The 25,598-nt window shown below is 59.3% G+C and carries 27 protein-coding genes and 1 pseudogene; 11 read left to right on the top strand and 17 right to left on the bottom strand.

The window, feature by feature from the left end:
- Window positions 1-72 precede the first annotated feature (72 nt).
- Complete coding sequence (locus V6P94_RS03130; protein WP_133074954.1) at window positions 73-630, top strand: DNA-3-methyladenine glycosylase I; 558 nt, start codon at window positions 73-75, stop codon at window positions 628-630.
- A gap of 153 nt (window positions 631-783) precedes the next feature.
- Window positions 784-1,671, top strand: a complete 888-nt coding sequence (locus tag V6P94_RS03135; RefSeq protein ID WP_016782851.1) for a lysophospholipid acyltransferase — start codon at window positions 784-786, stop codon at window positions 1,669-1,671.
- Between the two features lie 114 nt (window positions 1,672-1,785).
- Here the strand turns inward: V6P94_RS03135 and V6P94_RS03140 are convergent, their stop codons facing one another.
- The 5 genes from V6P94_RS03140 to def form a co-directional block, all read right to left on the bottom strand.
- Window positions 1,786-2,097, bottom strand: a complete 312-nt coding sequence (locus V6P94_RS03140; protein ID WP_133074955.1) for a tetratricopeptide repeat protein — start codon at window positions 2,095-2,097, stop codon at window positions 1,786-1,788.
- Window positions 2,098-2,107: 10 nt separating this feature from the next.
- Window positions 2,108-3,484, bottom strand: a complete 1,377-nt coding sequence (gene trkA / locus V6P94_RS03145) for a Trk system potassium transporter TrkA (RefSeq protein ID WP_133074956.1) — start codon at window positions 3,482-3,484, stop codon at window positions 2,108-2,110.
- Window positions 3,485-3,503: 19 nt separating this feature from the next.
- A complete protein-coding gene (gene rsmB / locus V6P94_RS03150; RefSeq protein WP_133074957.1) occupies window positions 3,504-4,814 on the bottom strand; it encodes a 16S rRNA (cytosine(967)-C(5))-methyltransferase RsmB in 1,311 nt (436 codons plus the stop codon).
- A complete protein-coding gene (fmt, locus tag V6P94_RS03155) occupies window positions 4,811-5,770 on the bottom strand; it encodes a methionyl-tRNA formyltransferase (RefSeq protein ID WP_133074958.1) in 960 nt (319 codons plus the stop codon). The genes rsmB and fmt overlap by 4 nt, the downstream gene beginning before the upstream one ends.
- Window positions 5,771-5,985: 215 nt before the next feature.
- A complete protein-coding gene (def, locus tag V6P94_RS03160; protein WP_019828628.1) occupies window positions 5,986-6,492 on the bottom strand; it encodes a peptide deformylase in 507 nt (168 codons plus the stop codon).
- A gap of 392 nt (window positions 6,493-6,884) precedes the next feature.
- Between def and dprA the strand changes: the two genes are divergently transcribed.
- Window positions 6,885-7,982, top strand: a complete 1,098-nt coding sequence (gene dprA, locus V6P94_RS03165) for a DNA-processing protein DprA (protein ID WP_133074959.1) — start codon at window positions 6,885-6,887, stop codon at window positions 7,980-7,982.
- A 35-nt stretch (window positions 7,983-8,017) separates the two neighbouring features.
- Entirely contained in the window at window positions 8,018-8,575 is a 558-nt protein-coding gene (locus V6P94_RS03170) for an L-threonylcarbamoyladenylate synthase (protein WP_133074960.1), read from the top strand.
- 123 nt (window positions 8,576-8,698) lie between these two features.
- Here the strand turns inward: V6P94_RS03170 and V6P94_RS03175 are convergent, their stop codons facing one another.
- Window positions 8,699-9,676: an NADPH:quinone reductase gene (locus V6P94_RS03175; RefSeq protein WP_133074961.1), complete on the bottom strand. Its 978-nt coding sequence runs from the start codon at window positions 9,674-9,676 to the stop codon at window positions 8,699-8,701.
- A gap of 162 nt (window positions 9,677-9,838) precedes the next feature.
- Between V6P94_RS03175 and hemF the strand changes: the two genes are divergently transcribed.
- The 4 genes from hemF (at window position 9,839) to betT (ending at window position 14,338) form a co-directional block, all read left to right on the top strand.
- Window positions 9,839-10,753 (top strand): oxygen-dependent coproporphyrinogen oxidase, encoded by a 915-nt coding sequence (hemF, locus tag V6P94_RS03180; RefSeq protein WP_133074962.1) that lies wholly within the window; start codon window positions 9,839-9,841, stop codon window positions 10,751-10,753.
- A gap of 22 nt (window positions 10,754-10,775) precedes the next feature.
- Window positions 10,776-11,597, top strand: coding sequence for a shikimate dehydrogenase (gene aroE, locus V6P94_RS03185; RefSeq protein WP_133074963.1), 822 nt, complete (start codon window positions 10,776-10,778; stop codon window positions 11,595-11,597).
- A 105-nt stretch (window positions 11,598-11,702) separates the two neighbouring features.
- Window positions 11,703-12,029 (top strand): DOPA 4,5-dioxygenase family protein, encoded by a 327-nt coding sequence (locus V6P94_RS03190; RefSeq protein WP_133074964.1) that lies wholly within the window; start codon window positions 11,703-11,705, stop codon window positions 12,027-12,029.
- A 350-nt stretch (window positions 12,030-12,379) separates the two neighbouring features.
- A complete protein-coding gene (gene betT, locus V6P94_RS03195; protein WP_219262037.1) occupies window positions 12,380-14,338 on the top strand; it encodes a choline transporter BetT in 1,959 nt (652 codons plus the stop codon).
- 72 nt (window positions 14,339-14,410) lie between these two features.
- On the opposite strand, the gene V6P94_RS03200 is transcribed toward betT, so the two are convergent.
- The 11 genes and pseudogenes from V6P94_RS03200 to V6P94_RS03250 form a co-directional block, all read right to left on the bottom strand.
- Window positions 14,411-14,539, bottom strand: coding sequence for a hypothetical protein (locus V6P94_RS03200; protein ID WP_257622897.1), 129 nt, complete (start codon window positions 14,537-14,539; stop codon window positions 14,411-14,413).
- Window positions 14,536-14,790, bottom strand: a pseudogene (locus V6P94_RS03205) (type II toxin-antitoxin system RelE/ParE family toxin); the annotation flags it as partial. The pseudogene V6P94_RS03205 and the gene V6P94_RS03200, both read right to left, overlap by 4 nt.
- 4 nt (window positions 14,791-14,794) lie before the next feature.
- Entirely contained in the window at window positions 14,795-14,986 is a 192-nt protein-coding gene (locus V6P94_RS03210; protein WP_133074966.1) for an antitoxin, read from the bottom strand.
- A gap of 149 nt (window positions 14,987-15,135) precedes the next feature.
- The gene (locus V6P94_RS03215; protein WP_003444581.1) at window positions 15,136-15,351 is read right to left on the bottom strand and encodes a molybdopterin-binding protein; all 216 of its coding nucleotides are present in this window, start codon (window positions 15,349-15,351) and stop codon (window positions 15,136-15,138) included.
- Window positions 15,352-15,385: 34 nt separating this feature from the next.
- Complete coding sequence (gene ssuB, locus V6P94_RS03220) at window positions 15,386-16,192, bottom strand: aliphatic sulfonates ABC transporter ATP-binding protein (RefSeq protein ID WP_338649017.1); 807 nt, start codon at window positions 16,190-16,192, stop codon at window positions 15,386-15,388.
- Window positions 16,189-16,995, bottom strand: coding sequence for an aliphatic sulfonate ABC transporter permease SsuC (gene ssuC, locus V6P94_RS03225; protein WP_338649018.1), 807 nt, complete (start codon window positions 16,993-16,995; stop codon window positions 16,189-16,191). The genes ssuB and ssuC overlap by 4 nt, the downstream gene beginning before the upstream one ends.
- A gap of 7 nt (window positions 16,996-17,002) precedes the next feature.
- Window positions 17,003-18,151, bottom strand: coding sequence for an FMNH2-dependent alkanesulfonate monooxygenase (gene ssuD, locus V6P94_RS03230; RefSeq protein ID WP_019828602.1), 1,149 nt, complete (start codon window positions 18,149-18,151; stop codon window positions 17,003-17,005).
- Between the two features lie 31 nt (window positions 18,152-18,182).
- Entirely contained in the window at window positions 18,183-19,148 is a 966-nt protein-coding gene (locus V6P94_RS03235; RefSeq protein ID WP_133074968.1) for a sulfonate ABC transporter substrate-binding protein, read from the bottom strand.
- A gap of 100 nt (window positions 19,149-19,248) precedes the next feature.
- Window positions 19,249-19,842, bottom strand: a complete 594-nt coding sequence (gene ssuE, locus V6P94_RS03240) for an NADPH-dependent FMN reductase (protein WP_133074969.1) — start codon at window positions 19,840-19,842, stop codon at window positions 19,249-19,251.
- Window positions 19,843-20,135: 293 nt separating this feature from the next.
- Window positions 20,136-20,774, bottom strand: coding sequence for a peroxiredoxin (locus V6P94_RS03245; protein WP_095027738.1), 639 nt, complete (start codon window positions 20,772-20,774; stop codon window positions 20,136-20,138).
- 293 nt (window positions 20,775-21,067) lie between these two features.
- Window positions 21,068-22,426 carry an OprD family porin gene (locus tag V6P94_RS03250; RefSeq protein ID WP_133074970.1) on the bottom strand — a complete coding sequence of 453 codons (1,359 nt, stop codon included), beginning with the start codon at window positions 22,424-22,426 and terminating at the stop codon, window positions 21,068-21,070.
- A gap of 498 nt (window positions 22,427-22,924) precedes the next feature.
- Between V6P94_RS03250 and tauA the strand changes: the two genes are divergently transcribed.
- From tauA to tauC, 3 genes are read left to right on the top strand one after another with little or no spacing between them, the layout of a single operon-like run.
- Window positions 22,925-23,908 (top strand): taurine ABC transporter substrate-binding protein, encoded by a 984-nt coding sequence (gene tauA / locus V6P94_RS03255; protein ID WP_019828597.1) that lies wholly within the window; start codon window positions 22,925-22,927, stop codon window positions 23,906-23,908.
- 26 nt (window positions 23,909-23,934) lie between these two features.
- Window positions 23,935-24,729, top strand: a complete 795-nt coding sequence (gene tauB, locus V6P94_RS03260; RefSeq protein ID WP_133074971.1) for a taurine ABC transporter ATP-binding subunit — start codon at window positions 23,935-23,937, stop codon at window positions 24,727-24,729.
- On the top strand, window positions 24,726-25,562 hold the full coding sequence (gene tauC / locus V6P94_RS03265) for a taurine ABC transporter permease TauC (RefSeq protein ID WP_338649020.1): 837 nt from the start codon (window positions 24,726-24,728) through the stop codon (window positions 25,560-25,562). Before tauB ends, tauC begins: the two co-directional genes overlap by 4 nt.
- Window positions 25,563-25,598 lie beyond the last annotated feature (36 nt).

Here is a 25,598-nt window from a genome sequence, read left to right on the forward strand (position 1 = left end):
TGTTTCTTGGGCTGCGATTTAAAGAGCGGGAGTATACCCGATTCGGTCGCCCCTCCACCCCCTGGAGCCTATATGGCACGTTGCTTCTGGTGTTCAGACGATCCGCTGTACACCGCTTATCACGATCAAGAGTGGGGAGTGCCGTTGCGCGATGCGCATGGGCTGTTCGAGTTGTTATTGCTCGAAGGGTTCCAGGCGGGTTTGTCCTGGATCACGGTTTTAAAGAAGCGCGAGCATTATCGCAAGGTCATGTTCGGCTTCGATGTGCAGCGTTTGGCGATCATGAGCGACGCCGAAATAGAAGCGTTGCTGCAAGATCCCGGGATCATCCGCAACCGGCTCAAGGTGGCTGGAGCACGGCGCAATGCCCAGGCCTGGCTGGCGCTGGACAACCCCGTCGAGTTTTTATGGTCGTTCGTGGGCGGCAAGCCGAAGATCAACCACTTCACCGAACGCCATGAATTTCCGGCTGTGACACCTGAGGCCGAAGCCATGAGCAAAGGCCTGAAAAAAGCCGGATTCACGTTCGTCGGCCCGACCATTTGCTACGCCTTTATGCAGGCCAGCGGCATGGTCATGGACCACGCCACCTATTGCGACCGTTACGCCGAACTGGCAAACGGCGGTTAGAATGCTGGCCTATTGCATTAAATCCTGTAGTCGCTGCCGAAGGCTGCGATAAGGTCCGAAGGACCTTCAACAATGGGGCTGCTGCGCAACCCATCGCAGCCTCGTACCTCGTCAGCGACTACAAAGCCGTTTTGTTTTGAATGGGATAACCCTGTGGAAAAGTTTAAAGGCGCCTTGCTGGTCGGGGCTTTGCGATTGTTTGCCATGCTCCCGTGGGGCGCGGTGCAGCGCGTGGGGTCGGCCATTGGCTGGTTGATGTGGAAACTGCCTAACCGATCGCGTGATGTAGTGCGTATCAACCTGGCCAAGTGTTTCCCCGAGATGGACCCGGTCGCCCGTGAGCAACTGGTGGGCCAAAGCCTCAAGGACATCGGCAAAAGCCTGACCGAGAGCGCTTGCGCCTGGATCTGGCCCGCCCAGCGTTCCATTGATCTGGTGCGTGAAGTCGAAGGCCTGGACGTGCTCAAGGACGCTTTGGCCTCCGGCAAGGGCGTAGTGGGCATCACCAGCCACCTGGGTAACTGGGAAGTGCTCAACCACTTCTACTGCAGCCAGTGCAAACCGATCATTTTTTATCGCCCGCCCAAGCTCAAGGCGGTAGACGAACTGCTGCAAAAACAACGTGTGCAACTGGGCAACCGCGTGGCCGCATCGACCAAAGAAGGCATTTTGAGTGTCATCAAGGAAGTGCGAAAAGGCGGTCAGGTCGGGATTCCGGCCGACCCGGAGCCAGCAGAGTCAGCCGGTATCTTTGTACCGTTCCTCGGCACGATGGCCCTGACCAGCAAGTTTGTGCCCAACATGCTGGCGGGTGGCAAGGCAGTGGGCGTGTTCCTGCACGCACTGCGCCTGCCGGACGGTTCGGGCTTTAAAGTGATTCTGGAAGCGGCGCCCGAAGAGATGTACAGCACCGACACGGCAACCTCGTGTGCGGCCATGAGCAAGGTGGTCGAAAAATATGTGCGGGCGTACCCGAGCCAGTACATGTGGAGCATGAAGCGCTTCAAAAAGCGTCCGCCGGGAGAAGCGCGCTGGTACTAAAGCCACTCACCCCTGTGGGAGCGGGCTTGCTCGCGATTGCATTGACGCGGTTTTAAAACTGAACCGCGCTGTCTGCATCGCGAGCAAGCCCGCTCTCACATTGGATGGGCAGTGTCAGGAGACTTTATCGAGTTTCTTCAAAAACACGGTCATTTCTTTCTCGGCCTGTTTGTCGCCATGGGCCTGGGCTGCTGCAATCCCCTGCTCCCATGCCGTGCGCGCGGCCACACGATCGCCCGCCGCCAGTTGCGCCTTGCCCAGCAGCTTCCAGGCTGCGGAATACTTGGGGTCAAACGCCACACAGCGTTGCAGGTGCTCCGCCGCCTTGAGGTTATCCCCAAGGTCGAGATAACCCTTGCCCAGGCCAAAGCGCAGCAATGAGTTATCCACACCCTTGGCCAGCATTTTCTCTAGTGACTCCAGCATTCCTGACTCCTTAGAAAAAGCTCAATCCCACGTGGAACAGCTTCTCTACGTCGCGAATATGCTTTTTATCCACAAGGAACAAGATCACGTGGTCGCCAGCATTGATCACAGTAGAGTCGTGGGCAATCAGTACTTCTTCGTCGCGAATAATCGCGCCAATCGTAGTGCCCGGCGGCAGATTGATCTCGCCGATACGACGACCAATCACTTTGCTTGACCTCGAATCACCGTGGGCAATCGCCTCGATCGCCTCGGCCGCTCCACGGCGCAATGAGTGCACGCTGACGATATCGCCACGGCGCACGTGGGCCAGCAAGGTGCCGATGGTGGCCAACTGGGGGCTGATGGCGATATCGATCTCGCCGCCCTGGATCAGATCCACGTAGGCCGGGTTGTTGATGATGGTCATCACCTTTTTTGCACCCAGGCGCTTGGCCAGCAGCGAGGACATGATATTGGCCTCGTCGTCGTTGGTCAGGGCCAAAAATACGTCGGCGTCCGCAATGTTCTCTTCGAGCATCAAATCGCGGTCAGAAGCGCTGCCTTGCAGCACCACAGTGCTGTCGAGGGTGTCGGACAAATAACGGCAACGTGCCGGGTTCATCTCGATGATCTTGACCTGATACCGGCTTTCAATCGCCTCGGCCAAACGCTCACCGATCTGCCCGCCACCGGCGATCACAATGCGCTTGTAGCTTTCGTCGAGACGGCGCATTTCGCTCATTACGGCGCGAATGTTGGCCTTGGCGGCGATGAAAAAGACCTCATCGTCAGCCTCAATCACCGTATCGCCACGGGGGGTGATCGGCCGGTCACGTCGGAAAATCGCTGCTACTCGCGTATCCACATTCGGCATGTGTTCACGGAGCTGGCGCAGTTGCTGACCAATCAACGGGCCGCCGTAGTACGCCTTGACCGCAACCAGTTGTGCCTTGCCTTCGGCAAAGTCGATGACCTGCAAGGCGCCGGGGTGTTCGATCAGGCGCTTGATGTAATTGGTTACTACCTGCTCGGGGCTGATCAGCACGTCGACCGGGATTGCGTCGTTGTCGAACAACTCCTGGCCGCGTGTCAGATAAGCCGCCTCGCGGACCCGGGCGATTTTGGTCGGGGTATGAAACAGCGTGTAGGCCACCTGGCACGCGACCATATTGGTCTCGTCGCTGTTGGTGACCGCCACCAGCATGTCCGCGTCATCCGCCCCCGCCTGACGCAGCACATTGGGCAGCGAGGCTCGGCCCTGCACGGTCCGAATATCGAGGCGATCACCGAGGTCGCGCAGGCGCTCACCATCAGTGTCGACCACGGTGATGTCGTTGGCTTCGCTGGCCAAATGTTCTGCCAGCGTACCGCCGACCTGGCCTGCGCCGAGGATGATGATTTTCATGCCTGCAATCCCTAATCAGTTAGCCGCGAGCGGCCGCGATTTTGATCAATTTGGCGTAGTAGAAGCCGTCGTGCCCGCCCTCTTGCGCCAGCAACTGGCGGCCGTGGGGTTGCTTGAGACCGAACTGCCCGGCGATATCCAGCTCTCGGGCACCCGGGGTACGGGCGAGAAAGGCTTCGATCACGTCGGTGTTTTCAGTCGGCAACGTCGAGCAGGTGGCATAGAGCAAGATGCCACCAACTTCCAGAGTTGGCCACATCGCGTCCAGCAGTTCGCCTTGCAAGGCTGCGAGCGCGGCAATGTCATCGGGTTGGCGGGTCAGCTTGATGTCCGGGTGACGGCGGATAACACCGGTCGCCGAACACGGCGCATCCAGCAGGATGCGCTGGAAGGGCTTGCCGTCCCACCAGGTGGCGGTGTCGCGGCCATCGGCAGCGATCAGCTCGGCGCTCAGGCCCAGACGCTCAAGGTTTTCGCGCACGCGCACCAGACGCTTGGCTTCCAGGTCGACCGCCACTACGCCCGCCAGTGCAGGTTCGACTTCCAGGATGTGGCAGGTTTTACCGCCCGGTGCGCAGCAGGCGTCAAGCACACGCTGGCCCGGCGCCAGATCCAGAAGGTTGGCGGCCAGTTGCGCGGCCTCGTCCTGCACGCTGATCCATCCTTCGGCAAAGCCCGGCAGATTGCGTACATCGCAGGCTTGGGCCAGCACGATCCCGTCCTGGCTGTAGACACACGGCTGGGCCTCGATCCCGGCCTCGACCAGCAACTGCAGATACCCATCGCGGCTGTGGTGACGACGGTTAACCCGAAGAATCATCGGCGGGTGGGTATTGTTGGCCGCGCAAATAGCTTCCCACTGCTCAGGCCAGAAGGCCTTCAGGGATTTTTGCAGCCAGCGCGGGTGGGCGGTACGCACCACGGGATCATGCTCCAGCTCGGCCAGCAAGGCTTCGCTCTCGCGCTGGGCGTTGCGCAGCACGGCGTTGAGCAGGGCTTTGGCCCACGGCTTTTTCAGCTTGTCGGCGCAGCCTACGGTTTCGCCGATGGCAGCGTGGGCCGGAATACGGGTATAGAGCAGTTGATACAGACCGACCAGCAGCAGCGCCTCGACGTCCGCATCCGCAGCCTTGAACGGCTTTTGCAGCAGCTTGTTGGCCAGCGCCGACAGGCGCGGCTGCCAGCGGGCAGTACCGAACGCCAGGTCCTGGGTCAGGCCGCGATCGCGCACCTCAACCTTGTCCAGTTGCAGCGGCAAGGAGCTGTTGAGCGATGCTTTGCCGTTCAACACTGCAGTCAGTGCCTTGGCAGCGGCCAGACGAGGGTTCATTGCGCGTTTTCCGTTTGACCGAGGGTGATGCCGACAGCGAATTTCTCACGGCGACTGTTGAAAAAATCACTGAAGTTCAGTGCTTTACCGCCAGGTAATTGCAGACGTGTCAGGCATAGCGCGCCTTCACCGCAGCCAACGATCAGGCCGTCTTTGCTCGCGGCAATAATCTGCCCCGGCGCGCCCTTGGCGTCAGCAATGGTAGCGGCCAGCACCTTGAGGGCTTCGCCACTGAGTGTACTGTGGCAAATCGGCCAGGGGTTGAAGGCGCGAATCAGACGCTCCAACTCAACAGCCGGGCGGCTCCAGTCGATGCGTGCTTCGTCTTTATTGAGCTTGTGGGCGTAGGTCGCCAGGCTGTCGTCCTGCACGTCGCCTTGCAGCGTGCCCGCAGCCAGACCGGCGATGGCCTGGATAACAGCCGGTGGGCCCAACTCTGCCAGACGGTCGTGCAGGCTGCCGCCGGTGTCGTCGGCAGTGATCGGGGTGACAGACTTGAGCAGCATGGGGCCGGTATCCAGACCCGCCTCCATGCGCATCACGGTCACACCGCTTTCACTGTCGCCCGCTTCGATGGCGCGTTGAATCGGCGCCGCTCCACGCCAGCGTGGCAACAAGGACGCGTGGCTGTTGATGCAGCCCAGACGCGGAATATCCAGCACCACTTGAGGCAGGATCAGGCCGTATGCCACCACCACCAGCAAGTCCGGCTTGAGCGCGGCCAGTTCGGCTTGAGCCTCGGGTGCGCGCAGGGTTGGCGGCTGCATGACCGGGATGTTGTGTTCCAGGGCCAGTTGCTTGACCGGGCTTGGCATCAGCTTTTGCCCGCGCCCGGCCGGACGATCCGGTTGGGTGTAGACCGCGACGATCTCGTAAGGGGTGCTTAGCAGCGCCTTGAGGTGTTCGGCGGCGAATTCTGGGGTGCCAGCAAAGACGATGCGCAGTGGCTCAGTCATGGATTACTCACTTGGAATAGGGGGGAGAGTCCTGCGAGATACCTGTAGCCGCTGACGAGGAACGAGGCTGCGATCGGGTGCGAAGCGGCCGTAAATTCAGACGACGCGGTGTGTCAGCGGCATTCAGGGCGCGGGTTTTACGGCTGCTACGCACCCGATCGCAGCCTCGTTCCTCGTCAGCGGCTACAAGAGCAGCGCTGACCTCAGGCAATTGATCAAGCGTTCTGGCGGTGCAGTTTTTCCAGCTTCTTCTTGATCCGGTCACGCTTGAGCGTAGACAGGTAATCCACGAACAGCTTGCCGTTGAGGTGGTCGCATTCGTGCTGAATGCACACCGCCAGCAGGCCTTCGGCGATCATTTCGAAAGGCTTGCCGTCACGGTCCAGCGCCTTGATCTTGACACGCTGTGGGCGATCGACGTTTTCGTAGTAACCCGGTACCGAGAGGCAGCCTTCCTGATACTGGCCCATCTCGTCGGACAGGATCTCGAACTCCGGGTTGATAAACACCATGGGTTCGCTGCGGTCTTCGCTCAGATCCATGACCACGATGCGTTTGTGCACGTTGATCTGAGTGGCGGCCAGACCGATGCCCGGCGCCTCGTACATGGTTTCAAACATGTCATCGATCAACTGACGGACTTCGTCGTCCACAACCGCCACGGGTTTGGCGATGGTACGCAGACGCGAGTCTGGGAATTCGAGGATGTTCAAAATAGCCATAAGTTTGATTGGTGCACTGTGTGAAAGATTCAAAAACGGTTGTCAGGTGGGTCCTGTGGACTCGAGCAACCTGTGCAAAACGTCTCCTTCAGAGAGAACCCGCTCGGGCTCTGGCGTTTCACGCGAGTACACATAATAAAGGGATTCACCCGCGGATGAAACGACTAGCTGCCGGGCTGCACGCGCAGGTGGCCGGTGCATGTCTCAATTTGAAACCTGTGAGATCAGCCTCTTGGCAGCGTTCAACTAATGTTGGGTTTCTACGTACGGTTTCAAGGTCCGGCCGGTGGCTCAATCGTACCGTTCTCATCGTTTCCCAAACAACTTGTCAACAGACTTATCCACAGCTTGTTCCTTATGTTCAGATGGAATAACCGATCAAGGATGATCCTATTCCGTTGTCAGAAATATCCCCGGCTGAACTCGAAGCCCGTTTGCGTTTGCACCGCCTGCCCGAGATTGGGCCACGGCGTTACTACACCCTTTTCAGGGCCTTCGGTTCGGCCAGTTCGGCGCTCAGTGCGCCTGCCTCCGCCTGGCATGCATTGGGGCTGCCCGCAGCCTGTGCCCAGGCGCGACGCAGCCCTGAGGTTCGCGAGGGTGCCAGCGCTGCATTGCGCTGGCTTGAGCGCTCCGGGCAGCACGTGCTGTTCCATGACCAGGCCGATTACCCTGCTTTATTGAGTGAACTCAGCGATGCTCCCCCCGTGTTATTCGTGGCTGGGGCCCCTTCTATTCTGGAAAAGCCGCAGCTGGCGATGGTCGGTAGCCGACGCGCTTCACGCCCGGGCCTGGACACCACAGCAGCCTTTTCCCGCAGCCTTGCCGGAGCCGGTTTTGTAATTACCAGCGGGCTGGCGCTGGGGGTAGACGGCGCGGCGCATCAAGCCGCTCTGGACGTTGGCGGACAGACGGTGGGCGTATTGGGCACCGGTTTGCAAAAACTTTATCCACAGCGCCATCGCGCCCTGGCAGACGCAATGATTGCCAGCGGCAGCGCGGTGGTTTCGGAGTTCCCTCTGGACGCCGGCCCGCTACCGGCCAACTTCCCGCGGCGTAACCGAATCATCAGCGGTTTATCCCTTGGTGTGCTGGTGGTGGAGGCCAGTGTGGCCAGCGGCTCGCTGATCACCGCCCGCCTGGCGGCTGAACAGGGGCGCGAGGTGTACGCCATGCCCGGTTCTATCCATCATCCGGGAGCACGGGGTTGTCATCAGTTGATCCGCGATGGCGCCACTCTGGTCGAGACCGTGGAGCATATTCTGGAAGGCCTGCGTGGCTGGCGCTCATTGCCGTTATCCACAACCGATTTATTTACACCAAGCTGTCATCCATTAGTGCAATTGTTGCAGGCAGCGCCTCAAACCAGCGAAGCACTGGTCACTGCCAGTGGTTGGGATTTACCTCGATTGCTGGCGGCAATGACCGAACTCGAACTGGCGGGGCACGTCGTGCTGGAGGGCGGGCGTTGGTTTGCGCGGCCCAGCTAAGTACACTGCGTGTAGTACATATCTGGAGACATTCAATGATCAGCACCTGGCGCGTCCAACAAGCTGCAAGAGCCATTCGCGCAGGCGCGGTGATTGCCTATCCAACCGAGGCGGTCTGGGGTTTGGGCTGCGACCCGTGGGATGAGGAAGCGGTCGAGCGGTTGCTGGCGATCAAGTCGCGGCCTGTGGATAAAGGCCTGATTGTGGTGGCAGACAACATCCACCAATTCGACTTTCTGTTTGAAGACTTCCCCCAGGAATGGATCGACCGTATGGCCAGCACCTGGCCGGGGCCGAACACCTGGCTGGTGCCGCATCAGGGCTTGTTGCCCGAGTGGATCACCGGCGTGCATGACACCGTGGCGCTGCGTGTGAGTGATCACCCGCTGGTGCGTGAGCTGTGTGCGTTGGTGGGGCCTATCGTGTCGACGTCCGCCAACCCGGCGGGCTTGCCCGCTGCGCGTACCCGGTTAAAAGTTGAGCAGTATTTCCGTGGGCAAATTGATCATGTACTGGGCGGCAATCTGGGCGGGCGTAAAAACCCGAGCCTGATCCGCGATCTGGCGAGCGGCAAGGTGGTTCGCCCGGCGTAGGCACACAGGCTTTTCTGTTGTGTGGGAGCGGGCTTGCTCGCGATTGAGGCACTACGGTGTGTCAGTTACACCGCAGCGATTCCATTGCGAGCAAGCCCGCTCCCACAGGGATGGACGCTTGTTTTAAGGCAACAAAATCGTAGAACCCGTCGTACGGCGTGCCGACAACTCAGTCTGTGCCCTGGCGGCATCACTCAGCGCAAAACGCTGGCTGATATCAACCTTGATTGCACCACTGCGAATCATCGCAAACAGCTCATCGGCCATCGCTTGCAGGTTTTCGGCGCTATTGGCGTAGGACGCCAGTGTTGGTCGGGTCACGTACAGCGAGCCCTTCTGCGACAAAATCCCCAGGTTAACCCCGGTCACCGCCCCCGATGCGTTGCCAAAGCTGACCATAAGACCACGGGGTGCCACGCAATCGAGCGAGGTCAGCCAGGTGTCTTTGCCCACGCCGTCATACACCACCGGGCACTTCTTGCCGTCGGTCAATTCCAGCACACGCTTGGCCACATCCTCATGGCTATAGTCGATGGTTTCCCATGCGCCCAGCGCTTTGGCATGGGCCGCTTTTTCGGCTGAACTGACGGTGCCGATCAGCTTTACGCCCAGCGCTTTTGCCCATTGGCAGGCAATCGAACCGACGCCACCGGCGGCAGCGTGAAACAGGATTGTTTCGCCACCTTTGAGTTCATAGGTCTGACGCAGCAAGTATTGGGTTGTCAGCCCCTTGAGCATCACGGCGGCGGCCTGCTCAAAGGAAATATCATCGGGCAGTTTCACCACATTCGCGGCGGGCAACACATGCAACTCGCTGTATGCGCCCAAGGGGCCGGTGCCGTAGGCCACGCGATCGCCGACCTTAACGGTACGCACTTCACTGCCCACCGCTTCAACAACCCCGGCGCCCTCATTGCCCAGCCCGGACGGCAGCTCAGCCAGCGGGTACAAGCCGCCACGGTAATAGGTATCGATGAAATTCAGACCGATGGCCTGATTGCGTACCCGCACGTGCTGCGGGCCCGGCTCGGCGGGTTGGAAGTCGACATACTCAAGCACTTCAGGGCCGCCGTGGGCCCGAAACTGGATACGCTTAGCCATCTGCACTTTCCTTGCTGAATTGACGAAACCGCTATCCAACGCTTAAGCGTGATCTTCGTCAACTGCGGTGATGCGCAGGGCGATGTTATGCTAGCGGCCCTTTGCCGCCGGCCCCGCTCTGATGGACGTGCCGCGTCGCTTTGCCCGATTTAAGGTGATGTCATGACTACTCGCACCGAGGCTGTAAAAGCCTATCTGCTCGACCTTCAAGACCGCATTTGCAACGCACTGCAAACTGAAGACGGCGGCACTCAATTCGTTGAAGACGCCTGGCAGCGCCCGGCGGGCGGTGGCGGTCGTACCCGTGTAATTGAAAACGGCCACGTTATTGAGAAAGGCGGCGTCAACTTTTCCCACGTTTTTGGCAGCGGTTTGCCGCCATCCGCCAGCGCCCATCGCCCAGAATTGGCGGGCCGTGGCTTTGAAGCCCTGGGTGTGTCGCTGGTGATCCACCCGCACAACCCGCATGTGCCAACATCCCACGCCAACGTGCGCTTTTTCATCGCTGAAAAAGAAGGTGAAGAGCCGGTCTGGTGGTTCGGTGGCGGCTTTGACCTCACGCCCTACTACGCCGTTGAAGAAGACTGCGTGCACTGGCATCGCGTGGCCGAGCAGGCGTGTGCGCCGTTTGGCACCGATGTGTACCCGCGCTACAAGGCCTGGTGCGACACCTACTTCCATATCAAGCATCGCAACGAGCCACGGGGCATTGGCGGCCTGTTTTTCGATGACTTGAACGAGTGGGATTTCGATACCTGTTTCGCCTTTATTCGTGCCATTGGCGACGCCTATATCGACGCCTACCTTCCGATCGTTCAGCGCCGCAAAAACGACGAATACACCGCCCAGCAGCGTGAATTCCAGGAATTCCGCCGTGGCCGCTACGTGGAATTCAACCTGGTCTATGACCGTGGCACCCTGTTTGGCCTGCAATCGGGCGGTCGCACCGAGTCGATCCTGATGTCGCTGCCGCCGCAAGTTCGCTGGGGCTACGACTGGAAAGCCGAGCCGGGCAGCCCGGAAGCGCGTCTGACGGATTACTTCCTGCAAGACCGCGACTGGTTAGCCAACGCCTGACATTGCCCGAGGAGCTTGCCTGATGGACCGTTACGTCGTTTTTGGTAACCCGATTGCCCACAGCAAATCCCCGGTACTGCATCGCCTGTTTGCCGAGCAAACCGGTCAAGTCATGCAATACGACACCTTGCTCGCGCCGCTGGATGATTTTTCCGGCTGTGCCACGGCGTTCTTTCAAGAGGGGCGCGGTGCCAACGTCACCGTGCCATTCAAAGAAGATGCCTACCGCCTGGCCGATCAACTGACCGCCCGCGCGCAACGGGCCGGTGCCGTCAATACGCTGAGCAAGCTGGCCGACGGCAGTTTGCTGGGGGACAACACTGATGGCGCAGGGCTGGTGCGCGACCTGACAGTCAATGCCGGTTTCAGCCTCAAGGGCAAACGCATCCTGGTACTGGGCGCGGGCGGTGCGGTGCGTGGCGCATTGGAACCCTTGCTGGCCGAGGGGCCGGCCTCGGTGACAATCGCCAATCGCACGGTTGAAAAGGCCGAACTGCTGGCTGAACTGTTCTGCGACCTGGGCCCGGTGGCGGCCAGTGGTTTTGACTGGTTGCACGAGCCTGTCGACCTGATCATCAACGCCACCTCGGCCAGCTTGAGCGGCGAACTGCCACCTATTGCCAGCAGCCTGATCGAGCCGGGTAAAACCCTGTGCTACGACATGATGTACGGCAAGGAGCCGACGCCTTTTTGCGTGTGGGCCAGCGGGCATGGCGCGGGTCAGGTGATGGACGGTTTGGGGATGCTCGCTGAACAGGCGGGTGAGGCGTTTTACCTGTGGCGCGGTGTGCGGCCGGACACGGCCCCGGCGTTGGCTGAGTTGCGGCGGTTGCTGGCGCTTTAACTGTGTGTGGGCTTGCTTGCGATTCGGCTGGTGCGGTGTATCAGCAACCCTGTGCCGATCCCATCGCGAGCAAGCCCGCTCCCACATCACCCGTACGAGAGCGATATGCAGAGAATCAAGGGCTACCACGCTCACATCTATTTCGACGCCTCGACCATCGATCAGGCGCGGGCCTTGTGCGAAGAGGCGAAGCAACTGTTTGGCGTCACCATGGGCCGCGTCCACGAACGCCTGGTCGGCCCGCACCCGGACTGGAGCTGCCAGCTGGCGTTCGGCCCGGAACTCGTGGGTATCGTCCTGCCGTGGCTGGCGCTCTATCGCCACGGGCTGGTGGTGTTTATGCACCCCGATACCGGTAATGACCTGCTGGACCACACCGACCATGCGATCTGGATGGGCGCGATTCGGCCACTGGATTTGTCTGTTTTTTGATCAATTTAGCAGGGGGTAAATTTTTTTTCGGCTCTCCCTGGTCCTGCTGTTCCCAACCACCTCCCACCCCCCTGACAGCCCCACCCCACAACGGCTGAACGTTGATCATGGCCATGTGTCATACCCAGTCATGAGCTAACGTATCAGACGTGTAGCCGTGGGCAGCGATTAGTGCTGAAAGGCCATCCATGTTTAACTTGAATGCTCGTTCAACTTAAACCGGTGGTCCGCTGCCCGCTCACAACAGGAGGCTAACCCTTGCCGAATCCGCTCTTTTTGATCCCGTTTTACCTCTATAAGGTGCACATCCAATGAGTGTACCGATCACGCCTGAAACGTCTTCGATCCGCATGAACCCGCCGGTATTTTACTTTGCCGCCGTGTTTATCCTGATCTTTGGCCTTGTGGTCATCGCCATGCCACAAGCGGCCGGTGAATGGCTGCTGGCCGCTCAGAACTGGGCGGCCAATACGGTCGGCTGGTACTACATGTTAGCGATGACCCTGTATCTGATCTTCGTGGTCGTCACCGCCTTGTCCGGCTACGGCAAGATCAAGCTCGGTGCCGACCACGACGAACCCGAGTTCAGTTACCTGTCCTGGGCGGGCATGCTGTTCGCCGCCGGGATCAGCATCACGCTATTTTTCTTCTGTGTGTCCGAACCCCTGACCCATATGCTCGCCCCGCCCCAAGGCCCGGCCGGTACGTCAGAGGCTGCGCGCCAGGGCATGCAGCTGCTGTTCTTGCACTGGGGCCTGCATGGCTGGGGCGTGTTCGCCTTTGTGGGCATGGCGCTGGCCTACTTCGCCTACCGTCACAACCTGCCGCTGGCGCTGCGCTCGGCGCTCTACCCGCTGATCGGCAAGCGCATCAACGGGCCTATCGGCTATGCGGTGGATGGCTTCGGCATCATCGCCACCGTGTTTGGCCTGGGCGCCGACATGGGCTTTGGGGTGTTGCACCTCAACTCCGGGCTCGACTACCTGTTCGGCTTGCCGCATACCCAATGGGTGCAAGTGGGCCTGATCACGCTGATGATGGGCGCGGCAATTCTGGTGGCCATTGCGGGCGTCGATAAAGGCGTGCGGGTGATGTCCGACATCAACATGCTGCTGGCATGCGCGCTGCTGCTGTTTGTGCTGTTCGCAGGCCCCACCCAGCATTTGCTCAACACCCTGGTGCAAAACATCGGTGACTATCTTGGCGCCTTGCCGACCAAGAGTTTCGACGTGTACGCCTATGACAAACCAAGCGACTGGCTGGGCGGCTGGACGGTGTTCTACTGGGCCTGGTGGATCGCATGGTCGCCGTTTGTGGGCCTGTTCATTGCGCGTATTTCACGGGGCCGTACCATCCGCGAGTTCGTGTTCGGCGTACTGCTGATTCCGTTGGGCTTCACCCTGGCGTGGATGTCGATTTTCGGCAACAGCGCCATTGATCAGGTGCTCAACCACGGCATGGTTGCCCTCGGCCAGTCTGCCATCGACGACCCGTCGCGCACGCTGTACCTGCTGCTGGAGACCTACCCGTGGAGCCGGACCGTGATTGCGGTGACGGTGTTTATCAGCTTTGTGTTCTTCGTGACCTCGGCCGACTCCGGCACCGTGGTGCTGTCCACCCTCTCGGCGCGTGGCAATAACGCGGATGAGGACGGCCCTAAATGGCTGCGGGTGTTCTGGGGTGCGATGACGGCGCTGGTTACCAGTGCGCTGCTGTTCTCGGGCAGTATCGATGCGCTCAAGTCAGCGGTAGTGCTGACCTCGCTGCCGTTCTCGCTGATTTTGCTGCTGATGATGTGGGGCCTGCATAAGGCGTTCTACCTTGAGTCGCAAAAGCAGATTGCGCAGATGCACTCCCTGGCGCCGGTTTCGCACTCCCGTCGTGGCGGTTGGCGTCAGCGCTTGAGCCAGGCCGTGCACTTCCCGTCCCGTGACGAGGTGTATCGCTTCATGGATACCACCGTGCGCCCGGCGATTGAAGAAGTGAGCGCGGTGTTCCTGGAAAAAGGCCTGAATGTCGTCACCCAGCCGGACCCGGCCAACGACAACGTGAGCCTGGAAATCGGCCACGGCGACGAACATCCGTTCATCTACCAGGTGCAGATGCGTGGCTACTTCACGCCTTCCTTCGCCCGTGGTGGCTTTGGCAAAAAAGAGCAACTGCGAAACCGCCGTTACTACCGCGCTGAGGTGCATTTGGCCGAAGGCAGTCAGGATTACGACCTGACGGGCTACACCAAAGAGCAAATCATCAACGACATCCTCGACCAGTACGAACGTCATATGCAGTTTTTGCATTTGGTGCGGTGACAGCCAGGGCCCGCCTGCAATGGGCGGGCCTTGATTTTGTAGTTGCTGCTACGGGGGGCGACTCTAAAGAAATTACAGGGATAGCGATCTGACAGTTTCATCGCGTTTTGGCAGATCCAGTTCCACGTATCCGGCTTTCTCGAAGCGTTTATGGATACGGCTGCCCAGCCCTCTGTTCTGCTGCTTGTTGTTTTTGCTCATGGATATTCCTGCCTTGCATGCAGAACGGTGACTATCTCGATCCGATTCGTGACTCTGTAGACCACCAGGTAATTGGGATGCACGACAATTTCCCGAGTCCCGGGTACTCGACCGAATCTATACAAATAGGGATGCTGAGGTAGAGCGGATATAGCAGCTTCAATGTTCTTGTAGAGCTCACTGGCCGCGACAAGATTGCGGTCGCTGATGTACTCAAGGATCTCGCTGAGTTGAGCCCGAGCAAGGGGCCGTCACTCAAACAGCATCGCGCTCTTTGCGTTTTGACTCGATCAGGGCCTGCATCTGGGCCATTACTTGATCGTGGGGGATACCCGGGCGCGGATCATCAAGTGCGGCCTGTACCTTGGCTCGGAACCAGCGATCATAACTGGCGGCCTGCTCTTCGGTTTCGAACTCTGAAACGATCGGGGAAAGGTGGGCGCTCATGGAGACCTCCTGCGAGGGTGCCTTTGAGTCTAATCCGTCCACCGCTTGCTGTCTTTGTAGCCACGACGAAGTGCACCTCAAGGGGTGTTTTTCAGCCACAAAAAACCCCGAAGGGCTCACACCTTTCGGGGTTGTGGATAAACCACGGTTTACAGCTTGGCGATGGACACTTCGGTGGATTTTACAAACGCGATCACTTCGCTGCCGACCACCAGTTCCAGCTCTTTGACCGAGCGGGTGGTGATCACGGAGGTCACGATGCCCGATGCGGTCTGTACGTCGATTTCCGACAGCACGTCGCCCAGCACGATTTCCTTGATGTGGCCTTTGAACTGGTTGCGAACGTTGATGGCTTTAATGGTCATGGTGTCGATTCCTGTCTTGGGATAGAAAGTGGTTTTATTGCGCCCAGCGCAGTTGCGTAGGCAGCGGTGCAACGGGTTCCGGCTCAGGTGGCGAGCCAGGCAGTGCGAGAACACGGTTCAGTACTTCGGTTTCCAGTGCGGCCAGGCGGTGCGAGCCGCGTACCCGAGGGCGTTGCAGATCGACGGTGAGGTCAAGCCCCACCTGCCCTTCTTCAATCAAAATCACCCGGTCAGCAATCGCGACGGCTTCGCTGACGTCGTGTGTCACCAGCAACACGGTAAAACCATGCTGGCGCCACAGGCGTTCGATCAGGTCCTGCATTTCAATTCGGGTCAGGGCATCCAGTGCGCCCAGCGGTTCGTCGAGCAGCAGCAAGCGCGGCTGGTGGATCAGGGCGCGGGCCAGGGCCACACGCTGTTTTTGCCCGCCCGACAGTGCTGCTGGCCATTCATTGGCGCGTTCGGCCAGGCCGACTTCTTCCAGTGCCTTGAGCGCTTTGGGGCGCCAGTCGCCTTTAAGGCCAAGGCCCACGTTGTCGATGACTTTTTTCCAGGGCAGCAAACGTGCTTCCTGAAACATCAGTCGCGTGTCTTCACGGGCCGCTTGCAGCGGTGCGCTACCGGCCAGCAATTGGCCTGCGGTGGGCTGGTCGAGCCCGGCCAGCAGGCGCATCAGGGTGCTTTTGCCGTAACCGCTGCGCCCGACAATGGCGACAAATTGCCCCGCCGGGATATGCAGATTGATATCTCGCAGCACCAGCCGCTCGCCGAAGGCTTTTTGCAGGCCGTTGATGGCCAGCGGGATGCCCTGGCGCAAACGTGGAGGTTGTTGAGCTGTCATGTTGCACCGCCTTTAACGACTTGATACGCCGGGTGCCAGCGCAACCAGATGCGCTCCAGACCACGGGCCGCGGTATCGGCCAGCTTGCCGAGCACGGCGTACAAAACAATTGCCAGCACCACCACGTCGGTTTGCAGGAACTCCCGGGCGTTCATCGCCAGGTAGCCGATGCCGGAGCTGGCGGAGATGGTTTCGGCCACGATCAACGTCAGCCACATAAAGCCCAGGGCAAAGCGCACGCCCACCAGGATCGAAGGCAACGCCCCCGGCAAGATCACCTGCCAGAACAGGCTGAAACCGGACAACCCGTAGTTGCGCGCCATCTCGACCAGCGCCGGGTCGACGTTGCGGATGCCGTGGTAGGTGTTGAGGTAGATCGGAAATAAAGTCCCCAGTGCTACCAGAAAAATCTTCGCCGACTCATCGATACCGAACCACAGGATGACCAGCGGAATCAGCGCCAGGTGCGGCACGTTGCGGATCATTTGCACCGAGCTGTCGAGCAGGCGTTCGCCCCATTTCGACAGGCCGGTAATAAAGCCCAGCGCCAGGCCGATGCTGCCGCCGATGGCAAAGCCCAATCCGGCACGCCAGCCGCTGATGGCCAGGTGTTTCCAGATTTCGCCACTGCGTACCAGCTCGATCCCGGCCGTGATCACGGCACTGGGGGCGGGCAGGATGCGTGTCGACAACCAGCCCGCCGACACGGACAGCTGCCATACCGCCAGCAGCAACACAGGCAAGGCCCAGGGCGCCAGGGTGTGACCGATTTTATTGAGGCCCGAGGCCTTGCCTGAACTCATGGCGACCTCAGCTCTGCGACGCGGCTTTAGGGAGAATGTCATTGGCGACCATTTCGCCAAACGGGCTCACGTAGCTGGCGCCTTTTGGCAGTTCCGGGCGCTCGATATCCAGGTGCGGGAACAGCAGTTCGGCAACGCGGTACGACTCTTCCAGATGGGGATAACCCGAGAAGATAAAGGTGTCGATGCCAAGGTCGGCGTATTCCTGAACCCGGGCCGCCACGGTTGGGCCGTCACCGACCAGTGCCGTGCCGGCACCGCCACGCACCAGGCCCACGCCGGCCCACAGGTTGGGGCTGACTTCAAGGTTGTCGCGGCTACCGCCATGCAGGGCGGCCATGCGTTGCTGGCCGACCGAGTCGAAGCGCGACAGCGAGGCTTGAGCGCGGGCGATGGTGTCGTCGTCCAGATGGGAAATAAGTTTGTCGGCGGCTTTCCATGCCTCTTCGTTGGTTTCACGCACGATCACGTGCAGACGAATGCCGAAGCGTACGGTGCGGCCCAGCTTGGCGGCCTTGGCACGTACCTGTTCGATTTTTTCGGCGACGGCGGCCGGTGGCTCGCCCCAGGTCAGCACCATTTCAACTTGTTCGGCAGCCAGGTCTTGCGCAGCTTCCGACGATCCACCGAAGTACAGCGGCGGGCGCGGCTGCTGGATCGGCGGGTAAAGCAGTTTTGCGCCTTTGACGGTGATGTGTTCGCCGTCGTAGTCCACGGTTTCGCCTTCGAGCACACGACGCCAGATGCGGGTGAACTCCACCGAGGCCTGATAACGCTCTTCGTGGCTGAGGAACAGGCCATCACCGGCCAGTTCCTCCGGGTCGCCGCCAGTCACCAGGTTAAACAGTGCGCGGCCACCGGACAGACGGTCCAGGGTCGCGGCCTGACGTGCCGCCACCGTGGGCGAGACAATGCCAGGGCGCAGGGCCACCAGAAACTTCAGGCGCTGGGTAACGGGGATCAGCGCTGCGGCCACCAACCAGGAGTCTTCGCACGAACGCCCTGTCGGAATCAGTACTCCGCCAAAGCCCAGACGGTCTGCGGCCTGTGCGACTTGTTGCAGGTAGCCGTAGTCAACGGCACGAGCGCCTTCGGAGGTGCCAAGGTAATGGCCGTCACCGTGGGTAGGCAGGAACCAGAAAATATTGAGGCTCATGGAGTGGTCTCCTAAATGGGGGCAGCAAGCGTTAGTTGGCTTTGGCCAGATTGGCCGGGGGCGTCCAGATCACGTCTTTCACAACCAGCGGCTTGGGGATCAACTTGAGTTGGTAAAAGGTGTCAGCGATTTTTTGCTGCGCGTTGACCACTTCAGGGGTCAGAAACTGTGCCCCATAGCCTTGGCGTTTGACCGCTGTCAGGGTGATTTCAGGAGACAGGCCCAACAGGGGCGCGACTTGTTGGGTCACGTCGTCAGGGTGGGCTTTGGCCCATTCGCCAATGTTGCGCACTTCATCGACCAGGGTTTCGATCACCTTGGGATGCTGTTCGGCATAAGGCTTGGTGGCCAGATAGAACTGATGGTTGTCGGCGATACCGCTGGCGTCACGCAGGGTGCGCGCTTGCAGCTGTTGTTCGGCGGCGGCCTGGTACGGGTCCCAGATCACCCAGGCATCGACACTGCCGCGCTCGAAAGCGGCGCGGGCATCGGCGGGTGGCAGGAACACGGTCTGGATATCGGTGTATTTCAGGCCAGCGTCTTCAAGGGCCCGCACCAGCAGGTAGTGAACGTTGGAGCCTTTGTTGAGCACGACCTTTTTGCCTTTGAGGTCTTTGACCGAGGTGATCGGTGAGTCCTTGGGCACCAGAATCGCTTCGCTGGTAGGGGCTGGTGGCTCGTAGGCCACGTAGAGCAGGTCGGCGCCGGCGGCCTGGGCGAACACGGGCGGGGTTTCGCCGGTCACGCCGAAGTCGATGGAGCCCACGTTCAGGCCCTCAAGCAGTTGCGGGCCGCCGGGGAATTCGGTCCATTGCACGTCAACGCCCTGCTCGGCCAGACGCTTGTCCAGCGTGCCTTTGGCCTTGAGCAGCATCAGCGTGCCGTATTTTTGATAACCGATGCGCAGGGTATCGGCTTGAGCCTGGGTAACAGCGCCGAAGGACACAGCCGCAGCTAACAGTGCGACCAGACCGCGACGCAAAATGACAGGGCGCATGGCGCTCTCCTTTTGAGGTTCGAGATTCGGGTAGCACCTGCCGAGCCGTTAGCGGATCAGTAAGGTGGTGAAGCGTGTTGCTGTCTGTGGGGATCTTGCTTTAAATGCTCCAGCGAGCCGTGACCAGGCGCTCGTTGAGGATGCCGGGATCCAGTGGTTTGGGGCGTCGCGCCAGGGCGCTGTAGAACTGTTCAAGGGATTCGTTCATGCGCTGTTCCAGCACGGGCACCAGTTGCGCTTGTGCGCTGCCTTCGCCGTAAGCGATCTGGCTGTCTTCGGCAAAAATGCCGTGCAGCATTTCCTGAGCCTTGAGCGCCGACAGTACGGGCTTGAGTGCGTAGTCCACGGCCAGCATATGGGCGATGCTGCCACCGGTGGCGATGGGCAACACCACTTTGTGGCTCAGGGCGCGCTCGGGCAGCAAGTCGAGTACGGTTTTGAGTGCGCCGCTGAACGAGGCCTTGTAAACCGGCGTCGCAATCACCAGGCCGTCGGCGTTTTCAATCTGTTGTAGCAGGTCGATAATTTTTGGGCTGTCGAAGCGTGCGTGCAGCAAGTCTTCGGCCGGGAAATCACGTACCTGATAACTCACCACTTCGACGCCTTGCTGGTTGAGCCAGCGTTTGGCGTGCTCCAGCAACACTCCCGAACGGGATCGTTGGCTTGGGCTTCCTCCGAGTGTCACGACCAGCATCTAGACGTTTCCTTGAATGAATATGTGCAATTCGCTGTTAGCGTTTTCGCTTGAGTGAACAGACCTTAACAGGTGATTTATATATCTATAAATCATATTTATTCATTTGTTTATTCTTAAAATGCATATGCGATTTTGTTAAATGAAACGCAAAAAAAAGGCCGTCGAAACGGCCAAAAACCCTGTGGAAGACACTGGCAAACTGAGTAGTCGCTGCCGTAGGCTGCGAAGGATTGCGCAGCAACCCGTTTATCCGAGTCGCCTCAGTCCTTCGCAGCCTGCGGGTGTATGGATTACTTATTTGGCTGCGGCGTGAGGCGCAGGTAGGGCTTCACGGCGCGGTAGCCCTTGGGGAAGCGTTTCTTGATTTCGTCTTCGTCCTTGAGCGATGGCACGATGACCACCTCGTCGCCGTCCTGCCAGTTGGCCGGTGTCGCGACTTTGTGGCTGTCCGTCAGTTGCAGGGAATCAATCACCCGCAGAATTTCGTTGAAGTTGCGCCCGGTGCTGGCCGGATAGGTGATGGTCAGGCGGATTTTTTTGTTCGGGTCAATCACGAACAGCGAGCGCACAGTCAGGGTGTCGCTGGCATTGGGGTGGATCAGGTCGTAGAGGTCGGACACCTTGCGATCGGCATCGGCCAGGATCGGGAAGTTGACCACGGTGTTCTGGGTCTCGTTGATGTCTTCGATCCACTTGTGGTGCGAATCCACCGGGTCTACCGACAGCGCGATGGCTTTGACGCCACGCTTGGCAAACTCATCCTTGAGCTTGGCGGTAAAGCCCAGTTCGGTGGTGCACACCGGGGTGAAGTCCGCCGGGTGCGAGAACAACACGCCCCAGCTGTCGCCCAGCCATTCATGGAAGTGAATCTTGCCAGCGCTGGAATCCTGTTCGAAATCGGGGGCGATGTCGCCGAGTCTGAGGCTCATGGTGCAGTTCCTTTTTATAGGGAATGGCAGGGCGTGATGGCTTTACTCTGCCTGCGTCACGAGTTAATTAAAAAGAATAAATATCGATTTGGTTAGGCCTGAATGGAATATTAAAAACTGTTTCATTGGACGCAACAATGCACCAGGTCCAGTCTGGACTCAGTTGGGCAAGGGGAGCGGCAGGGAGCTGCGACATTTGAATGTGTTGCGAATTGACCGTTCAGGTCTTCGGTAAACACCCTGCCCGGCATTGCGCCGGGCAGGATTTTTCTAAACTTTGATCTACACCAGGCTTACAGCAACGGGATCGAGTAGCTGACGATCAGACGGTTTTCGTCTTGATCACGCTGGCCAGCGATGTCGTTGCGCCACATGGCGTTTTTCCACATGAAGCCCAGGTTTTTCAGCGTGCCTTCCTGGATAACGTAAGCCACGGTGATATCGCGTTCCCACTCGGAAGCGCCATTGCTGGTCTGCACACGGTTGGCGTTATAGGTGTCGATGTTATCGCCACGCAGGTAAACCGCACCCGCCGTCAGGCCAGGAACGCCCACTTTAGCGAAGTCATACGAGTAGCGTGCCTGCCAGGTGCGTTCGCCAGCACGGGCAAATTTCGAGATCTGCATGTCGGTAGGGATGTAAGCCGATGCACCGTCGCCCTGGTTCAGGAACGGGAAGTCGCTGCTGCCGTTGCTGACCTGATAACCGCCACCGAAGGTGTGACCTTCAACGGTGTACAGGAACAGGCCGCTGATCAGGTTGTTGTCGACCTTGCCCTTGCCGTTGGCCTGGGTGTGGTAATCGCCTGTGGTGTAGTAGGCCGGCTCGTTACCGTTCTTGCCGTCGTCGGAGCTGTTGAAGTAACGCAGGTCAGATTTCAACACGCCCGGGCCAATGGACCAGTTGTGGGTCAGCCCCAGAAAGTGTTGCTTGTAGAAGTCTTCCAGGTTGCCGTAGTAGTACTGCAGCAACAGGTCTTTGTTGAGTTTGTAGTCAACGCCGCCGTAGTAGAACTTGTTAACGAACTTGCCCGCGCTGTAGTTCGAGCTACCGTTGGCGCCGCCAAGCGACAGGCCTTCGTTGTTGCTGGAGTTACGACCCTTGGCGTGTTCGATCTGGCCGCCGGTGAAGGTCAGGTCCTTGAACTCGCTGGAGGTGATCTGGCCACCCTGGAAGGTTTGCGGCAGCAAACGACCGTCGTTGCTGACGATAACCGGCAGTTTTGGCTGCAGGGTACCGATGCGCAGTTCGGTCTGGGAAATCTTGGCTTTAGCGGTCAGGCCCAGGCTGGAGAAATCGTCTACAGCGTGGTTGCCGTCGCTTGGGAATACCGAGCCGCCAGCATTCAGACCCGTCGGGTTGCCGTGTTTGGCTGCGCTGGAGTCAAGTTTGACGCCCAGCAGGCCAATGGCGTCCACACCAAAGCCGACTGTGCCCTGGGTGAAACCCGAGGTGTAGTCCAGCTGGAAGCCTTGGCCCCATTCAGCGGTGTAGTTGGAGTTTTTCGGCGCACCCGAATCACGGTTGTCGTTGTTGATGTAGAAGTTACGCAGTTTCAGCGTGGCTTTGCTGTCTTCAATGAAGCCTGCAGCGCTTGCTTGTTGTGCCAACAACCCTACGGCCACAGCGATGGCCAAGGTGGACTTGTTCATTGTGTTGCTCCTTTGCGTTTCTAATTTTTGTATTTCATTAGCCCCGGATCTGAGGTCTGGGTGCTGCAGATGCGCGATTAGCGCCAGACGGTGACTGGCAAGTCAATCGTAACCAATCATGTCTACGACCTTTGTCTAGTCTCCCGTCGTTTGTGCGCAGATTAATGGCTATTTAATAAACCTAAAAAGAATTATTTATGATCTTTTAAGATCGAATAGACATAAAGCAGGATATTTCCTACGCGCACGAAAAGGAATGCTATCGGTCTTTCGTCTAATTCCTAAACATAATTTCATGAATCTTTTAATAGCGTTTGGTTCTTAAACCCTGGCTTCGATCACAGACAGGGAAAATGCCTTGGCATCTGTGGCACGAGCCTGCCTGCGGATGTCGCGGAACTACATAAGCTAATGCTTAAAAGTTATTTATTTAGAGTTTCTTAGATCATTTAACCTCGCATTCTGCCGATATCCGGCCGCCTGCCGAGGAGCTTCCTGATGAAATTGCATTCTCCCTTACGCCTTCTGGCTGCTTTGTCTCTGGCGGGTGCCAGCTTCTTTGCGCAGGCCGCCAGCACGGATGTCACCGTGGCTTACCAGACCACCGTGGACCCGGCAAAAGTTGCCCAGGCCGATGGCGCCTACGAGAAAGCCACGGGGGCCAAGATCAACTGGCGCAAGTTCGATAACGGTGCCGACATCATTGCCGCCATCGCCTCGGGAGATGTGCAGATTGCTTACCTGGGCTCAAGCCCGCTGACGGCAGCAGTGACTCGCAACGTTCCGGTTGAAACCTTTCTGATCGCTACCCAGCTGGGCGGCTCTGAAGCTCTGGTCGCTCGCGACGGTTCCGGCATCAACGGCCCGCAGGATCTGGTCGGCAAAAAAGTGGCCGTGCCCTTTGTGTCCACCGGTCATTACAGCCTGCTGGCTGCTTTGAAGCACTGGAACATCGACCCTTCGAAAGTACAGATTCTGAACCTGGCGCCACCGGCCATCGTGGCGGCCTGGAAGCGTGGCGATATCGATGCCACCTACGTGTGGGATCCGGCACTGGGTACGGCCAAGGAAAACGGCAAGGTGCTGATTACTTCGGGTGAGCTGGGCAAGCTGGGCGCACCGACCTTTGATGCCTGGATCGTGCGCAAGGACTACGCCGCCAAGCACCCGGAAGTGGTCAAGCAGTTCGCCAAGGTGACGCTGGATGCCTATGCCGACTACCACAAGGATCCAAAAGCCTGGCTGGCCAATCAGAGCAACATCGACAAGGTGGTGAAACTGTCGGGCGCCAAGGCAACGGATATCCCTCTGTTGCTGCAGGGCAACGTGTACCCGCTGGCGGCTGACCAAGTTGTCTTGCTGGGCGCACCGACCACCAAAGCCCTGGCCGACACCGCTGCCTTCTTGAAAGAGCAGAAAAAAGTCGACGCCGTACTGCCGGACTACGCGCCGTCGGTCAACGCCACTTTTGTTACTCAATAATCAACGCAGCTGAGGAGTCGACGGTCATGGCCTTGTTATCGCTGGAGCGCATCAGCGCACAGTATCCTGGCGCCGCTGAGCCGGTGCTGTCGGACATCTCCGTCAGCCTCGGCCCTCAGCAACTGCTGGTCGCCCTCGGCCCTTCGGGCAGCGGTAAAACCTCGTTGCTGAATTTGATTGCAGGCTTTGTCGAGCCCAGCAGTGGTCGAATCACCCTGGATGGCGTGCCGGTACATGGCCCCAGCGCAGAGCGCGGCGTCGTGTTTCAGGATGATGTGTTGCTGCCGTGGCAAGACGTGCTGGCGAACGTGGCCTTTGGCCTTGAACTGGCCGGTGTCCCGCGCAGCAAACGCGAAGCCCGCGCCCGTGAAATGCTTGCGCTGGTGGATTTGTCCGGTTTTGAGAAGCGCCGGGTGTGGGAGCTGTCGGGCGGGCAAAAACAGCGTGTGGGCCTGGCCCGAGCGCTGGCTGCCGACCCCCGTGTGTTGCTGATGGACGAACCGTTCGGCGCCCTCGATGCCTTTACCCGTGAGCAAATGCAGGAGCTGCTGCTGCAAGTGTGCCGTCGCACCGACAAGCCCGTTTTCCTGATTACCCACGACATTGAAGAAGCGGTGTTTCTGGCCACGGATCTGATTTTGCTGGCGCCCAACCCGGGTCGCATTGTTGAACGGTTGACCCTGGATTTTGGCCAGCGCTACAACGCGGGCGAGTCTGCCCGCTCGATCAAGTCCGACCCTCGTTTTATCGAAACCCGTGAACATGTGCTTGAGCGCGTGTTTTCACAACGCGGTGCCGCCCAGCGGCAGGAGCGCGCATGAGCAGTTATGAAGCCGTTACTGGCGCCCCCGTTGCCGTGCCCCACGCACCGCGCCCGGTTAAACGCAGCCTGAGCACGCGCTGGATCAGCGTCCTGACCCTCGTCACTCTGATCGCCGTCTGGTGGGCTGTCACTGCGGGCGGATGGATCGAGCCGCTGTTTTTGCCACCGCCCTCTGCCGTGCTGCAAAAAGGCTGGTTGCTCGCGACCGCTGGCTATATGGACTCCACCCTGTGGCAACACCTGGGCGCGAGTTTGAGCCGTATCGGGCTGGGGCTGGGCTTTGCGATTCTGACGGCAGTGCCGGTGGGTATCGCCATTGGTCACAACCGGATTGCACGTGGCATTTTCGACCCGCTGATCGAGTTCTACCGCCCGATACCGCCTTTGGCCTACTTGCCGCTGATCGTGATCTGGTGCGGGATTGGCGAGTTGTCGAAAGTGTTGCTGATTTACCTGGCGATCTTTGCCCCTATCGCCATTGCTACCGCCACGGGCGTGCGGACGGTCGACCCGGCCAAAGTGCGCGCGGCGCAGTCGTTGGGCGCCACGCGCTGGCAGCTGATTCGCCATGTGATTTTGCCGAGTGCCTTGCCGGATATTTTGACCGGAGTACGCATTGGTCTGGGCGTAGGCTGGTCGACCCTGGTGGCCGCCGAGCTGATCGCCGCCAGCAGTGGCCTGGGCTTCATGGTGCAGTCCGCTGCGCAATTTCTGGTCACCGATGTGGTGGTGCTGGGGATTCTGGTGATCGCCATCATCGCCTTTGCCATGGAAATGGGCCTGCGGGCCCTGCAACGCAAGCTGGTGCCGTGGCACGGCCAGGCTCACTAATTAACAGAACTCGACGCTGATTAATCGGCGCGCTGA

It is taken from the genome of Pseudomonas sp. ML2-2023-3 (assembly GCF_037055275.1).
Taxonomy (GTDB): domain Bacteria; phylum Pseudomonadota; class Gammaproteobacteria; order Pseudomonadales; family Pseudomonadaceae; genus Aquipseudomonas.

Bases quoted from the DNA above. Each gene is read 5' to 3' on its own strand.
- V6P94_RS03130 (WP_133074954.1), top strand. From the start codon at position 73: ATGGCACGTTGCTTCTGGTGTTCAGACGATCCGCTGTACACCGCTTAT.
- V6P94_RS03140 (WP_133074955.1), bottom strand. From the start codon at position 2,097: ATGCTGGAGTCACTAGAGAAAATGCTGGCCAAGGGTGTGGATAACTCA.
- trkA (WP_133074956.1), bottom strand. From the start codon at position 3,484: ATGAAAATCATCATCCTCGGCGCAGGCCAGGTCGGCGGTACGCTGGCA.
- rsmB (WP_133074957.1), bottom strand. From the start codon at position 4,814: ATGAACCCTCGTCTGGCCGCTGCCAAGGCACTGACTGCAGTGTTGAAC.
- fmt (WP_133074958.1), bottom strand. From the start codon at position 5,770: ATGACTGAGCCACTGCGCATCGTCTTTGCTGGCACCCCAGAATTCGCC.
- def (WP_019828628.1), bottom strand. From the start codon at position 6,492: ATGGCTATTTTGAACATCCTCGAATTCCCAGACTCGCGTCTGCGTACC.
- V6P94_RS03170 (WP_133074960.1), top strand. From the start codon at position 8,018: ATGATCAGCACCTGGCGCGTCCAACAAGCTGCAAGAGCCATTCGCGCA.
- V6P94_RS03175 (WP_133074961.1), bottom strand. From the start codon at position 9,676: ATGGCTAAGCGTATCCAGTTTCGGGCCCACGGCGGCCCTGAAGTGCTT.
- hemF (WP_133074962.1), top strand. From the start codon at position 9,839: ATGACTACTCGCACCGAGGCTGTAAAAGCCTATCTGCTCGACCTTCAA.
- aroE (WP_133074963.1), top strand. From the start codon at position 10,776: ATGGACCGTTACGTCGTTTTTGGTAACCCGATTGCCCACAGCAAATCC.
- V6P94_RS03190 (WP_133074964.1), top strand. From the start codon at position 11,703: ATGCAGAGAATCAAGGGCTACCACGCTCACATCTATTTCGACGCCTCG.
- betT (WP_219262037.1), top strand. From the start codon at position 12,380: ATGAACCCGCCGGTATTTTACTTTGCCGCCGTGTTTATCCTGATCTTT.
- V6P94_RS03200 (WP_257622897.1), bottom strand. From the start codon at position 14,539: ATGAGCAAAAACAACAAGCAGCAGAACAGAGGGCTGGGCAGCCGTATC.
- V6P94_RS03210 (WP_133074966.1), bottom strand. From the start codon at position 14,986: ATGAGCGCCCACCTTTCCCCGATCGTTTCAGAGTTCGAAACCGAAGAG.
- V6P94_RS03215 (WP_003444581.1), bottom strand. From the start codon at position 15,351: ATGACCATTAAAGCCATCAACGTTCGCAACCAGTTCAAAGGCCACATC.
- ssuB (WP_338649017.1), bottom strand. From the start codon at position 16,192: ATGACAGCTCAACAACCTCCACGTTTGCGCCAGGGCATCCCGCTGGCC.
- ssuC (WP_338649018.1), bottom strand. From the start codon at position 16,995: ATGAGTTCAGGCAAGGCCTCGGGCCTCAATAAAATCGGTCACACCCTG.
- ssuD (WP_019828602.1), bottom strand. From the start codon at position 18,151: ATGAGCCTCAATATTTTCTGGTTCCTGCCTACCCACGGTGACGGCCAT.
- V6P94_RS03235 (WP_133074968.1), bottom strand. From the start codon at position 19,148: ATGCGCCCTGTCATTTTGCGTCGCGGTCTGGTCGCACTGTTAGCTGCG.
- ssuE (WP_133074969.1), bottom strand. From the start codon at position 19,842: ATGCTGGTCGTGACACTCGGAGGAAGCCCAAGCCAACGATCCCGTTCG.
- V6P94_RS03245 (WP_095027738.1), bottom strand. From the start codon at position 20,774: ATGAGCCTCAGACTCGGCGACATCGCCCCCGATTTCGAACAGGATTCC.
- V6P94_RS03250 (WP_133074970.1), bottom strand. From the start codon at position 22,426: ATGAACAAGTCCACCTTGGCCATCGCTGTGGCCGTAGGGTTGTTGGCA.
- tauA (WP_019828597.1), top strand. From the start codon at position 22,925: ATGAAATTGCATTCTCCCTTACGCCTTCTGGCTGCTTTGTCTCTGGCG.
- tauB (WP_133074971.1), top strand. From the start codon at position 23,935: ATGGCCTTGTTATCGCTGGAGCGCATCAGCGCACAGTATCCTGGCGCC.
- tauC (WP_338649020.1), top strand. From the start codon at position 24,726: ATGAGCAGTTATGAAGCCGTTACTGGCGCCCCCGTTGCCGTGCCCCAC.